Genomic DNA, 13,327 nt, shown 5'->3' with positions numbered 1-13,327 from the left:
AAACAGAACAAAGTATATTACATTGGCTAATAAAACCACAGTGTAAATCTTTTTCCATTTATAAATAGGTTTCTCCATATCACTATTTTTTGTTGTAAGATAAGATATTTGCAAACAACTTATAAGCCCCTGGAACTCCCGCAGGAAGCTCTCTAAAAAAGCTCAAGCCTGTATAAATATAAGTTCCTTTTCCATAATGAGCTACTAACAAACTTCCTTCTTTTGAAGGTTCGCCTTGATCATTCATTGCTAAAATAGGGGTATATTCATTGGACCATTTATTAGGAAAATACAATCCACGTTCTTGTACCCATCCTTCAAAATCTTTGCCTGTAATTTTATTCGGTTTATTCAACAAAGCATGTTTTTTCTTTAAAAACGTTACTTCAGCCTGTTCATCTGTAACACGATCTCTTGAAACTTCCAATGTAAAGGGAGCCCCAACATCTACACCACCTCTTCCCGCTGTATTATATTGAACGACAAGATTCCCTCCTTGTTTCACATAGTCCAACAGAATTGATTGCTTAAACTTTAATTGCTCTATCGTATTATAAGCTCTAATTCCAACAACCACAGCGTCAAACCCTTTTAACAATTCTAACTGTATTTCTTTTGGATCAATTTTATGAACCACATATCCAATTTGTGCTAAGCTTTCTGCCACCATATCACCAGCCCCTTCAATATACCCAATAGAAGTTCCTTTTTTCTTTATATCCATTCGTACTACTTTAGCTACTGAATGTTTCAGAACACTTTGCGTTGGAATATGATCATAAACGATCTCAACCAATTCTTTATCATACGCCTCGCCGTCTACCCTTGCGATCACCGAAATTTGTGCTTCTGATTGATTTTTTGGTGGCGTGACTTTAAATTTAAATTGTTTTGTTGCACCTTTCTTTTCAATTGAAAAGTTTATCTCTCTTGGCGATACTGTCCATCCTTGTGCATGACAAAGTTCCACAACCCCATTTACATTTTGATCTCCTGCTTTTATAGTAACCTCAACATATTTGGCAGCATCTGATTCAAATACAACTACTGGATCCCCCATTGAAACGGTTACTTTCGGCAATACCTCAAAAGGTTGATACAACTCTCCTTTATCTCGTTTCGCATAACGACGAACCACATCTTTCACAAAGGAGATAGATTCCCCTTCAATTTCCAATTCAAAAACCACCTTTATATTTCTTGGAGTATTGGGCAGACCAATTAAAGCCTGATCTTTTACGGTATACATTCCTAGATTTCCTAATTCTTCTAACCAATATGGACTTGTAGTTTTTTCAGCTTTCAACCAAATTTTCTCTTTGTACAACTGTTTGCTATTTTCTAATAAAGCAACATCTTTCTCTTCTTTTTTACCATTCGGAAGATAGGTAAGAGATTTTAATTTAATTTCATTTTGAGATCTATTCAAAATCTCCAATGCCACATCCACAGAACCATTTGGTGTAGATGAAGCAACTTTAGAAGAGGCTTCTAAATACAAGCCTGCACATGCATATATGATATCAGCTAACTCCTTTTCTTTTAACTCCCTCCAATGATCATCAGAAATACTTGATAATTTTGCATAGGCTTTCATCAATTGTTTTAAATGCACAGCAGGGTTTTTAAATTTAAAATTTTCAATAATAGGATCAATAATCTCTTGTATTTCCTTTCCTCCTTTTACTCGATTCCACGAGGTATCAATCCCGGAAAACAAATTAGACTTATCCTGAGGAAAATCTCCTTTTAAAAACTCTACATATTCACTTTCTGAACCACGTGAAGAAAGACGACCAAAGCCTTGGCATAAATGCTGACTACTTGCCAGTGCTGCAATTTCATTATTGGAAACACCTTTTTGTGGGTAATACACCCCAATATCAAATTGAAGTAAGTTTTCCTTACTTGCATTTTTAAATTTTTCTTGGCTCCCATAAAACCACCAAGAAGTATTAAAAAACAATCTATTAGGATTCCATGCATCCACATAATCTAATTGTGATGAGAATTTTGAAGGATCACCTGCCAAATCAAATGCCTCATAACTTAACATCGCAGAAGCAGTATGATGACCATGCGTTGTACCCGGAGTTCTATGGTCAAATCTATTAATAATTACATCTGGCTGAATGGTTCGGATCGCCCATACAACATCAGCTAAAACTTTCTCTCGATCCCAAATACCTAATGTTTCTGTTGGATTCTTCGAATACCCAAAATCATTAGCCCTAGAAAATCTTTGCTCGCCACCATCAACACGTCTCGCAGCTAACAATTCTTGAGTTCTAATAACTCCTAATGATTCTCTTATTTCAGGACCAATTAAATTTTGCCCCCCATCACCTCTAGTTAAAGATAAATAAACTGTTCTAGCCTTTACCTGATTTGACAAATAACTTATCAATCGGGTATTCTCATCATCAGGATGTGCAGCAATATAGAGAACTGTTCCTAAAAAATTAAATTCTTCTAACTTTTCAAATATTTGATTTGACGATAATTTTTCTGGTTTTTGAGAGACTACTCGATGCGTAGAAATTCCCAAAAACAATAATAACAATAGATATCTCATTTAATCCTGAAGATTTTGTTGAATTTTATCAAATTTACTTTAATTTTTAATACTATCTCTTTCAAGTACATCTAATTAAAAAAACTATATTAAAGCTGTTAAAAATAAAAAAAACGGCAAGAATTAAATCTTACCGTTTCACAAAATTTTATTAAAGTAACCTATACTAATGTCCACCAAAAGCGTATTGCACGCCCATTGTAAACAAAAACTTTGACTCCATTTGAACACCTTCAACATATTGATATAATGGTATTCCAAATTCTCCTGACAATCTTAGCCCTTTTAAATCTCCTTTAAAAAGAGCCATATTACCACCCACAGAAAAATTCAACTGCCTTTTCCCAGAGTTTTTAGCATCATACACCGTTGCTATCATTGGGTTAAACGTTTTATCCGCACCATTTATAGCATCAATTATATCATAATTCAACCTTGCAGAAGCACTGAAATTTTTTGTAATATAATATGCCATCCAAAAAGTTGATTTCCAAGTATTCCCTAAAGTATATCCCTCCACATTTTCTCCAGTTCTTAAAAGGTAGGTAGTCTGTAATCCAAAGGACATATTGTAATATTGCTTAAGGTAAGTAGCTCCTAAAGTTACATCATAGGTACCTGAACCTAATTGCATTGCATATCCTAGCCTTACTTCCTCTGGATCAGAAGCTGGCGTCACCCCGTCATTTGTGATGCTACCAACAGGTAAAGAAACTCCAACATTCAAATGCATCGTTCTACGCTCTGAATTAAACAATTGGATCAAACTACCCAATTTCACATCTCCTAAACCATTTGAATTCGTCTGAAAATTTAGTTTTGTTCGTGTCAACAAACTCATATCATTATTCCAAACACTTCCCATATAATACAATGTGAATATATCTGAAGGTGCATACATCATTCCAATCATATGCATTTGCATAACCATCGACTGAGGGGCTACCATATACTCTTGAAATATAGTATCAAAACCAACTTCCTCCGTACCAGAAATATTCCCAAACATATTCATATTCATGTATCTGTAAGATGCCATCCATTCCCCTTTATGGTGCACATGATCTCCCATAACACCTATCGGAGCATGACCATCGGGTCGTGCCGAAGACCATCTTTTATCTTGTCCTTTAGCACAAAAGATTGCTGAAAAAAATATTAAAACGAGTATTCGAGTATGAATTTTCATTTCTTTAAATATTAATTTTTATTGCTTGAATTTGTTTATTTCTACCATCTAATTTAGTCCAAACTACAAGCAGTTCATTTTCAGAAATCTTTGAAATAACAGGATGTGAATTCATCGTTTCATCCATAGTCAAAGAAATAATTTCATCTGATGCAAATATATTCTTTTTAAGTAACTTGATTTGTTGAAAGGTTGTATTTGCTTTCGTATAATAGGCATCATAAACTACATAATAATTTCCTTTCGCAAATGTCATTTGAGGATGATTTCCATTTTCTGAAATTTCAATTCTTTTTCCAAACCCAGCTGTCTTATTCTTTTTTTCTGCAAAAAACAAGCCTTTATTGCCTTTACCCGCAGTAAACCATACCGCAGCAGTAGAACCACTTACTGCAAGTGAGGGACCTGTATGCGGACAACCATCCAACTCCCAATTATCACTACTAATCCGTTTTGCCTCATTAAAAGAAACTCCTCCATCCGAGGAACTGATAAAAAACATATCACGATTGTTTTTTCCTACTATATTCCGAAAAGCAATTTTTAATTCTGCTCCATCAACCAACAAATCAGTTCTACAGCATTGACAAGTATTAAAAGCAATAGGTGTTTCCTTTTCTACAATTTTATCAAAAGTGGTGTGATTAAAAAAAAGAGTACTCCCTCTTTTCTCTCTAGTAGAAAATCTATTATCTAACCAAACAATAGCCAATTCACCATTTTCCATCCTTTCTATATCAAAAAAACTTTGACTTGTAGATTCTTCCTCAAGCACTAGCTTCTCCCTTTCGGACCAATTCTTTCCATTATCTTTTGATGTTGTATAAAATAGGGTCCCTCCATATTTATTCATTTTAGTAGGATTTGCCACGCGAAATAAACAGAAAATAAGTCCCTCTTTTGTAACACCCAATTTAGCCATACTTTCATGGTGCGACTGTAACCCAAGAGTGGTTGGCACCACAACTTTCTCCATAAACACATGATCTTTATACCGTTTATAGACAAAAACATTGCCCGTACTATACTCTTCAGTCCAACAAATAAATTTTTCATTGTTTAAACCGTCTGCTAAAAAAGCACCTTCATTTTCAGTTTCCAATGTTGATATTTCAAAAACCTCTCCAAGAGAAATTTCCGATGCTCCCTTATTCCTTTTACAGGAAATACCCACCAGAAACAAACTGATAAAAATTATTTTTTTCATTAATAAATAGCATAAGAGATTCCTATATTAAAAGTCTGGGGTGTACCTGGCGTATAAGTTGTTTTACCCCAACTTGTTGAAACCCTAGTTGCATAATTTGTATTAAATAAATTATTTACGTTTGACCATACATAAACATGTTTGGTTCTATATCCCATTCTTACATTAAAAAAAGAATATCCTACATAATCTATTTCATTAGCATCTTCAGTAAAATATGGGCTAACATGCTGCATTTCTAACCCCAAACGTAAACCTTTTAAAAAATGCGGTTCATAGCTAACTTCAGCATTATTTATCCATTTCGGTGCTCCAGGCATGTCATTCCCACTAAAATCTTCTTCCTTATCGGGTCTGGTATTTGTAACAAAATAGACATATTTATGTCTGGAATACGATCCACTCGTTCTAAGTTCAATTTCATCAACAAGTCTATATTTAAACAGATACTCTAAACCGTAATGTTCTGTCACTCCAGCATTTCTATTTTCTAAACTATCAATGCCATCATCATTTAAAAACTTCACAGATACAACCTCATTTTCTCCTTTTAGATAATACAAAGCAAGTTCCATGTTAAACCTTCTATTGGAACTAACAAAAGTCTCACCCAACTCAAAATTATTATATCTACTTGGCTCTAACAAAGGCACATCTGTTCCTTTATACAACTCACCAACACTTGGAGGTTTAAATCCTGTGCTAAAATTAGCATATAAACTATTATTTTTTGAAGTTACTAGCAGCACCCCTAGTCTTGGAGTTAGAGCGGCATAGGTATTTTCAGAATCTGGAGCCTTATAAGAATTCGCATCAATCCCCAAATGATTTGTGAAATCATAACTAAAATGATCAAATCTAAGTCCGAAATTTGCCCTAAAATAATCCGTAAACTTATAATCGCCTAATAGATACATCGCAGTATTCATCAAATCTACATTATAGTCCGACAATTTTTGATCTAATACAGTATAACTCTCAAAAACTCCTTGATCATTTCTGTAAACAGAAGTCCTTTCTGCCACATATGTCACTGGACTATTATCTAAACTAACCCCAAAACTACCTTTCAATTTATCATTGACAATTACATTATGTTGCCCAACAAAGCCGTAACTATGAAAACTATTGTTATTCAATTCTCCTGTTGTAAAAGAATCGTTTTCCGTTCTATTAGAAATTCTATAGGACGGATTCTGAATCATTGTGTTATCTCTATAGAATAAGGTTAAACTAGTTGATTGTTTATTGTTCCAATCATATTTCAATCCAGTTTTTACTCTAATTGACTTTGCATCTCTAAAAGTAAACGTATGATCTGAAGTATAATCTTTAGCTATAAATTTATCATATGAAATACTTCCGCTCATTTCACTAAAGTAATCTACATAGGTAAGAGAACTATTCCAAATCAAATTATCAGAAAATGAATGCACTACTTTTGCAGTAAACGCCTCTTTACTATAATCTCCATACTCTCTAAAACCATCTTCTACTTTAGATTTATAACCACTGAAATAAACCCCTGTTTTACCAATGGAATTTGAAGCTTTGAAATCAAATCTAGAATACCCATAATTATTTTGTCGATACCCTACTTCTGCCGTTGGAATTAGACTAGGATTCGCTGTCAAATAGTTTATGGCACCACCAATTGCTTCACTACCATAAAGAGAAGAGTAAGATCCTCTTATAATCTCTATACTTCTAGCTGCAGCCATATTTTGTTCAAGCAGCGCATTATGATTAAAAATTCCACTCGGTCGAATCGGTACCCCATCTTCTAAATAAAGATATACTCCCTTAGTGCTGATAGGTTGTCGAATTGCCATCATATGCTGTTCATTTCCTAAATCAACCATCAAGACACCACTCTGTTTATTCAAAACCTCATCAATAGAAACTGGTTTAGAATTTTGAAGTTCTTTTGATGATACTGTTGACATTGCAACCGGAATCTCTTTTCTTAATTGTTTGTTTCTACTGGCAGAAACAATTACTACATCCAACACGTCAGTTGCTTCTACTAAATAAATAGTGTTTTTAACATTATTTAAACTAATAACTTTGGACTTATATCCAATAGAAGAAATTAATATTTCCGTAGCTAAAGTATCCATCTCTAATTGAAAGAAACCGAATCGATCAGCTATTGTTCCCTGCTTAGAGTTATGTATTTGAATAGAAGCAAAACTAACTGGTTCCTTAGACTCACTATCTAGTATTGTTGCTGTTATTTTTTGTGCCGTTTGGGCGTTCGAGCTTATTCCTAAACATAGGAAAAAGCTCAATATTATGATACGCATTTGTGTTTTGTGTAATATAAATTAATACCTCCCTAACTCATATAAAAATGAGAAGGTTTATTTTTCACATAAAAATGTTGATTCGTATGTAATTACACTGCAAGTGGCGGTCTAAAAATAGAAGTTATAATTTGTTTAGGTTTTTCAATCAAGTAAAACCAGTTTTCTGAAACTTTATAGTTCTCCTTTACAAACCCATATTGAGTATTTTGAATTGGAGACACTGGATACTTAGTAAAATCTATTTGAGGAATGCTAGAATGGTGTTGCTGTTTTTGGGTCTTAGGACTCGCTGCTACCTTAATTAACTCCTTCTCTAAATAACACTTTCCATTACAAGCCATTGCTGGCTTATCTCTGTTTTCACACAAAACAGTTGCAACATATTCGTAATTTCCATAATATTCCAAAATAGGCATAACAGGTCGCATCATGGCCACCATGTAAAGCATATAAAAAAATAAAGCTGCAATTTCCTTTTTCATTAGGTTGGCGAAACTAACTTTTTTTATACTCTTATAAAAATTGCCCTAGACCAAACAACAAAGAAAACAGAAAGGTACTCAATGCTACCACTTTCAACTCAGGGTCTAACCCCTCTGCTTCTTTATTTTTAACAACTCGCACAAAATGAAAAGCAAGAGGCACAAAAGCTAACAAAAATAAAAACTGAATTGGGCTTTCATATTCAGACGCCACATAAACTAGCGCTGAGACAAAGGCTAAAATCAATAAAGAATAATGGTATTGTTTTGCTTTTACTGCTCCCATTTTTACCACTAAAGTATTTTTATTTGATAAAATATCAGATGCTCTATCTCTCATATTATTCAGATTCAGTACCGCAGCACTTAAAAATCCAATTGAGAATGCAGGTAAAAAACTATTGACCTCGACCGTTTTTGTGTAAAGGAACAAACTCCCAACCACACTAAGCAATCCAAAAAAGACAAAAACAAAAACATCACCTAATCCACTATACCCATAGGCATTTTTCCCCATTGTATATTTAATGGCAGCCGCTATACTGGCAAGTCCTAAAAAAAAGAACAAAACTGAAAAACCGAAATTTTCAACCCCAAATGCTAAATAAATCAAACACAAAGCAACCATCAAAGTGATTACAACAGTGATATAAATACCTCTCAGCATTTGTTTAGGACTTATAGCACCACTTTGCAACGCTCTTTCTGGTCCGATTCTATGCTCATTATCTGTTCCTTTGACACCGTCACCATAATCATTAGCAAAATTAGATAATACTTGAAAACCGATTGTTGTAAGAATTGAAAAAATAAAAATCCACTCATCAAAACTATCATACTTAGCAGCTAAACAAGCCCCCAAAACAATTCCTGACAATGATAATGGTAGTGTTCTTAACCTTGCTGCTTGAATCCAGTGTTTCATTGATACTATTTTTACGAAATTACTCCTGATCCTGCCAAATCATCTTCTAAATACCAAGCAACAAATTGTCCCTCAGTAATAGCAGATTGAGGATTCTCAAATTCTACATACAAACCTTCTTTCACTTTATAAAGCGTCGCAGCCTCTAGTGTTTGTCGGTATCTGATTCTTGCTTTTGCTTCAAGAGATTCTCCATCATTCAATGCTAAATCTTCTCTTATCCAATGCAATTCTTCATTAGAAACGAATAATACCTTTCGATATAAACCAGGATGATTCTTTCCTTCACCGGTATAAATAACATTTTCTTCAACATCAGTATCTATCACAAATAAAGGCTCAACGGTTCCACCTACAGCTAAACCTTTACGTTGTCCCTTTGTAAAATAATGAGCTCCCTGATGCTTTCCTACGGTTTTACCATCAGAAATACTATAGGTAAACTTATTACTAAAAAATGCTAGTTCTTCTTCTTTATTTTTAAAATCAGGAACCTCTTGATTGTAAGTTTCAGAATTCTCTGGAATGGTAACAATTACTCCTTCCTTTGGTTGTAATTTTTGTTGTAAAAACTCAGGTAACCTAACCTTTCCTATAAAACATAAACCCTGAGAATCTTTTTTATCAGCCGTAACCAAATCAAGTTCTTTCGCTATTTCTCTAACTTCTGGTTTTGTTAATTCTCCAATTGGAAAAAGAGCTTTTGACAATTGCTCTTGAGACAATTGACATAAAAAATAAGATTGATCCTTATTCACATCTTTTCCTGCTAATAATTGATAAACCTCTGATCCGTTTTTTTCTAAAGTTCCTTTTCTGCAATAATGACCTGTTGCCACATAATCAGCTCCTAAATCCAATGCAATTTTCATAAATACATCAAACTTAATCTCTCTATTACATAAAACATCTGGATTCGGTGTACGTCCCATTTCATATTCACGGAACATATAATCTACAATAAGATCTTTATATTGCTCACTTAAATCTACAACTTGAAAAGGGATCCCTAATTTTTCAGCAACAATCATTGCGTCATTACTATCTTCTAGCCATGGACATTCATTGGATATTGTTACGGAGTCATCATGCCAATTCTTCATAAATAAGCCAATAACTTCGTACCCTTGTTTCTGCAACAAATAGGCCGCTACACTACTATCTACTCCTCCGGAAAGTCCAACAACTACACGTTTCATTTACTTCAAAATTTAAGACTGCAAAGATACGGAATAGTATTTGAATAAAAGCCTATGTTTAAAAGCCTAAAAAAGCTATAAGGAAACTATTTTTTTTGCTTTCTTGCATTTATCTCCTCCATGCTAATTGGCTTTTTCACTACTTTTTTATTCGGTTCTTCAAACCCTGCCAATTCTCCATCAATGTAAAATTCCCAACGACCAACGCGTTTCCCATGATCATAATGCCCCGTTTCTCTAATAACACCAGTATTATGATAATAATATATTTTACCATGGATTTTTCCTTGAACATAAGGAACTTTTTCGATCAATTTTCCTTGATCTGTATAACGAAGACTTTCCCCATCCAATAAGCCATTTTTATAATGACTTACCTCTGTTAACGTACCATCTTGATAGTAAATCTTTTTTTCTCCAGAAAGTTTATCATTTTTATAATTTTCTTCAAGAATGACGCGTTTGCCGGTACCATCATAATAAAGCCACTTTCCTGTTCGTTGTCTACCGATCATACCTCCTACGCTTTGTAGAACTCCTGTGTCTGTAAAAAACTGAACCTTACATACTGGATTTTGACTTTCGTATGTTTTAATTATTGATGGTCTACTTGAATAAGCCTCTGTATAAAATTTAAAAACCCCAACTTCTTTCCCATGAACAAACTGCCCCTTATAGCGGAGATTACCATTAGAATATTTTTTCATCCAAACACCCGTCTTTTTCCCATTAGCATCTAATTGGTTTATGGATTGTTGAGCTGTAACTCTTGGAAAAACAACCAACACAAAAAATAGTAATAATAAGTAGCGAAACATTTTAAAAAAATTAATGCATAATTTTAAACAATAGTTCTTTCAATAAATCATTTTGCGAAATAGAAGCTCCTACTCCCTTGCTCTTTACATCTGCATCTCGCAAGAAACCAATAACCTGAGACACTTTTCTCATCGGATAATTTCTTGAAGCACTAACATAATCATCAACAAAATAAGGGCTTACCCCCAAATTCTTAGCTACATTAGCTTTGGATTTATCTTGCAAACCATGATACATTAACAATTGAGTAAAATAACTATTCAATAAAGAAACAGTCATCACCGTAGGGTTACTTTTGGGATTATTGGAAAAATAATTTATAATCTGATTTGCCTTTACCACATTTCTATTTCCAACAGCTTTTCTAAGTTCAAAATTATTAAAGTCTTTACTGATTCCAATATTTTCCTCAATATGTTCAGGATTAATGATAGTACCTTCAGGCAAAATCAAAACAAGTTTATCCAACTCATTGCTTATTTTACTCAAATCAGTCCCTAAAAACTCAACCAACATTTGAGCAGCTTTGGGTTCCATCTGGTAATTTTTACCATTTAATACTTTTCGGATCCAATCTGCTACTTGGTTCTCGTATAACTTTTTACTTTCAAACACTACCCCAACTTTTGAGGCAATTTTATTTAACTTTTTTCGCTTGTCTAACGTTTTATATTTATAGTTGATCACAAGCACCGTGGTAGGCTGATAATTCTCTACATAGGAAACTAGTTTTTCAATCGTTCTAGAAAGATCTTGAGCTTCTTTCACAATAATCACAGTTTTCTCTGCCATCATTGGGAAACGTTTTGCCTGCGATACAATTTCATCAACGGTAACATCTCTTCCATACAAAACCATTTGATTGAAACCACGCTCTTCCTCTGTCAAAACATTATTTTCAATATAATCTGATATTTTATCAATGTAATAAGACTCTTCACCCATTAAAATATAAACAGGCTTGGCATTACCACTTTTTATATCTGATACAATTTGATTTACCTCATTCATGCGTGTCTATTTTTTAGAAAAAGCATTTCGCCTTTCCTATAAAAAACTTAGTTTTGTTTTATGACAATTTTAAACTTGCCTCCTTGCAAATTCAAATTCAAAAGTAGCGAAAATAAGCGATTCATTTTTGATAACCTTCGAAAAAAATATATCGTTTTAACCCCTGAAGAATGGGTACGTCAACATTTCGTTTCTTTCTTGATTAACGAAAAAAAATACCCTGAATCCATCATGTCCGTTGAAAAGCAACTGACGGTAAATGGACTAAAAAAAAGAACAGATATTTTAATTTTCAACAAACAAGGATTGCCTGAAATTATTGTAGAATGCAAAGCCCCCTCTGTTGAAATTACCCAAAGCACTTTTGATCAAATTGCAAGATACAACCTAAAATTAAACGCGAATTATTTGGTAGTTACCAATGGTCTTTCACATTTTTATTGTCAAATCGACCCTATTAAAGAGGCTTATACTTTTTTAAAAGACATACCTTCCTACAAATAATACATTTCTAATTCTTTTAACTAAGTTGCATGTAACAATACTCGCTTTTTTAAAGTATGTTTGCATTCAACTTTTGAAACAATCGCTATTTGCCTTTCGGGCAACTTATTAAGAATGAAAATCGCTGTAGTCATATTAAACTGGAATGGTAAAAAATTACTAGAAGAGTTTTTGCCATCAATAATAAAACACAGTGAGGGTGCCTCTATTTATATAGCAGACAATGCTTCTACTGACGATTCTGTTTCATTTATCAAGCAGAACTTCCCTACTGTTCAGGTGGTTTCTAATGCAGAAAACGGTGGATTTGCAAAGGGATATAACGATGCTCTTCAGTATATTGATGCACCTATCTATGCTCTTGTGAACTCTGATGTTTCTGTAACAGAAAATTGGTTGGTTCCAATCCAGAAAGAGTTTAAAAAAAACACAAATACAGGAATTATTCAACCTAAAATTCTAGATTACAAAAACAAAAAAAAGTTTGAATATGCTGGTGCCGCAGGTGGATTCTTAGATATTCTTGGTTATCCCTATTGTAGAGGAAGGATTTTCAATTCTTTAGAAAAAGACAAAGGTCAATACAACGACACCATAAATATTAATTGGGCTTCTGGAGCTTGTTTTTTTATTAAATCTGAAATCTACCATCGATTAAATGGTTTTGACGAAGATTATTTTGCCCATCAAGAAGAAATTGATTTATGTTGGAGAACGAGCAATTTGGGCTACGATATTAAATATGTTGGAGCTTCTGCTGTTTATCATGTGGGAGGCGCTACCTTAAGCGAAGCGAACTCCTACAAGACATTTTTAAATTTCAGAAACAGTTTGTACTCTCTATTAAAAAACTTACCCTCCAACAAAGTTATTTTATTTATTTTTATCAGAATGGTACTAGATGCTGTTGCTGGTATTCGGTTTACCCTGCAAGGAAGACCAATCCATATGATTGCGATTATTAAATCGCATATCAGTTTTTACAGTAATCTAAAAAAAATGATTGCCAAAAGAACCTTCAAACACAACAATTTAAAATACTACAATACCACAAGTATTGTATGGAGTCATTTTGTTCTAAACATAAGAAAATCAAAAAACCTTTAG

General features: G+C 33.6%; 11 protein-coding genes. 2 read left to right on the top strand and 9 right to left on the bottom strand.

The window, feature by feature from the left end; translation table 11 throughout:
• Window positions 1-82 precede the first annotated feature (82 nt).
• From AC2DZ0_RS14660 to holA, 9 genes are all read right to left on the bottom strand, one after another.
• Window positions 83-2,575, bottom strand: coding sequence for a PIG-L family deacetylase (locus AC2DZ0_RS14660; protein ID WP_484642666.1), 2,493 nt, complete (start codon window positions 2,573-2,575; stop codon window positions 83-85).
• Window positions 2,576-2,741: 166 nt separating this feature from the next.
• Entirely contained in the window at window positions 2,742-3,764 is a 1,023-nt protein-coding gene (locus AC2DZ0_RS14655; protein WP_484642664.1) for a transporter family protein, read from the bottom strand.
• A gap of 4 nt (window positions 3,765-3,768) precedes the next feature.
• Window positions 3,769-4,971, bottom strand: coding sequence for a hypothetical protein (locus tag AC2DZ0_RS14650; RefSeq protein WP_484642662.1), 1,203 nt, complete (start codon window positions 4,969-4,971; stop codon window positions 3,769-3,771).
• A complete protein-coding gene (locus AC2DZ0_RS14645) occupies window positions 4,971-7,277 on the bottom strand; it encodes a TonB-dependent receptor domain-containing protein (protein ID WP_484642660.1) in 2,307 nt (768 codons plus the stop codon). Before AC2DZ0_RS14645 ends, AC2DZ0_RS14650 begins: the two co-directional genes overlap by 1 nt.
• 92 nt (window positions 7,278-7,369) lie before the next feature.
• Entirely contained in the window at window positions 7,370-7,762 is a 393-nt protein-coding gene (locus tag AC2DZ0_RS14640; protein ID WP_484642658.1) for a hypothetical protein, read from the bottom strand.
• 31 nt (window positions 7,763-7,793) lie between these two features.
• A complete protein-coding gene (menA, locus tag AC2DZ0_RS14635) occupies window positions 7,794-8,687 on the bottom strand; it encodes a 1,4-dihydroxy-2-naphthoate octaprenyltransferase (RefSeq protein WP_484642656.1) in 894 nt (297 codons plus the stop codon).
• 11 nt (window positions 8,688-8,698) lie between these two features.
• Window positions 8,699-9,886 (bottom strand): tRNA 2-thiouridine(34) synthase MnmA, encoded by a 1,188-nt coding sequence (mnmA, locus tag AC2DZ0_RS14630; RefSeq protein ID WP_484642654.1) that lies wholly within the window; start codon window positions 9,884-9,886, stop codon window positions 8,699-8,701.
• Between the two features lie 86 nt (window positions 9,887-9,972).
• Complete coding sequence (locus tag AC2DZ0_RS14625) at window positions 9,973-10,704, bottom strand: toxin-antitoxin system YwqK family antitoxin (RefSeq protein ID WP_484642652.1); 732 nt, start codon at window positions 10,702-10,704, stop codon at window positions 9,973-9,975.
• A 10-nt stretch (window positions 10,705-10,714) separates the two neighbouring features.
• Window positions 10,715-11,716 carry a DNA polymerase III subunit delta gene (holA, locus tag AC2DZ0_RS14620; protein WP_484642650.1) on the bottom strand — a complete coding sequence of 334 codons (1,002 nt, stop codon included), beginning with the start codon at window positions 11,714-11,716 and terminating at the stop codon, window positions 10,715-10,717.
• 60 nt (window positions 11,717-11,776) lie between these two features.
• On the opposite strand from holA, the gene AC2DZ0_RS14615 reads away from it, so the two are divergent.
• Together AC2DZ0_RS14615 and AC2DZ0_RS14610 are read left to right on the top strand one after the other, a co-directional pair.
• Window positions 11,777-12,220 (top strand): type I restriction enzyme HsdR N-terminal domain-containing protein, encoded by a 444-nt coding sequence (locus AC2DZ0_RS14615; RefSeq protein WP_484642648.1) that lies wholly within the window; start codon window positions 11,777-11,779, stop codon window positions 12,218-12,220.
• A 114-nt stretch (window positions 12,221-12,334) separates the two neighbouring features.
• Window positions 12,335-13,327 (top strand): glycosyltransferase family 2 protein, encoded by a 993-nt coding sequence (locus tag AC2DZ0_RS14610; protein WP_484642646.1) that lies wholly within the window; start codon window positions 12,335-12,337, stop codon window positions 13,325-13,327.

It is taken from the genome of Flavicella sp. IMCC45668 (assembly GCF_057219105.1).
The sequence above is the reverse complement of the archived record's forward strand: the minus strand, read 5'-3'. Positions and strand labels throughout refer to the sequence as shown.

What these genes read in the sequence shown, in the direction of transcription:
- AC2DZ0_RS14615 (WP_484642648.1), top strand. Translation starts at nt 11,777, where the DNA reads ATGACAATTTTAAACTTGCCTCCTTGCAAATTCAAATTCAAAAGTAGC.
- AC2DZ0_RS14645 (WP_484642660.1), bottom strand. Translation starts at nt 7,277, where the DNA reads ATGCGTATCATAATATTGAGCTTTTTCCTATGTTTAGGAATAAGCTCG.
- menA (WP_484642656.1), bottom strand. Translation starts at nt 8,687, where the DNA reads ATGAAACACTGGATTCAAGCAGCAAGGTTAAGAACACTACCATTATCA.
- AC2DZ0_RS14650 (WP_484642662.1), bottom strand. Translation starts at nt 4,971, where the DNA reads ATGAAAAAAATAATTTTTATCAGTTTGTTTCTGGTGGGTATTTCCTGT.
- AC2DZ0_RS14640 (WP_484642658.1), bottom strand. Translation starts at nt 7,762, where the DNA reads ATGAAAAAGGAAATTGCAGCTTTATTTTTTTATATGCTTTACATGGTG.
- AC2DZ0_RS14660 (WP_484642666.1), bottom strand. Translation starts at nt 2,575, where the DNA reads ATGAGATATCTATTGTTATTATTGTTTTTGGGAATTTCTACGCATCGA.
- mnmA (WP_484642654.1), bottom strand. Translation starts at nt 9,886, where the DNA reads ATGAAACGTGTAGTTGTTGGACTTTCCGGAGGAGTAGATAGTAGTGTA.
- holA (WP_484642650.1), bottom strand. Translation starts at nt 11,716, where the DNA reads ATGAATGAGGTAAATCAAATTGTATCAGATATAAAAAGTGGTAATGCC.
- AC2DZ0_RS14625 (WP_484642652.1), bottom strand. Translation starts at nt 10,704, where the DNA reads ATGTTTCGCTACTTATTATTACTATTTTTTGTGTTGGTTGTTTTTCCA.
- AC2DZ0_RS14610 (WP_484642646.1), top strand. Translation starts at nt 12,335, where the DNA reads ATGAAAATCGCTGTAGTCATATTAAACTGGAATGGTAAAAAATTACTA.
- AC2DZ0_RS14655 (WP_484642664.1), bottom strand. Translation starts at nt 3,764, where the DNA reads ATGAAAATTCATACTCGAATACTCGTTTTAATATTTTTTTCAGCAATC.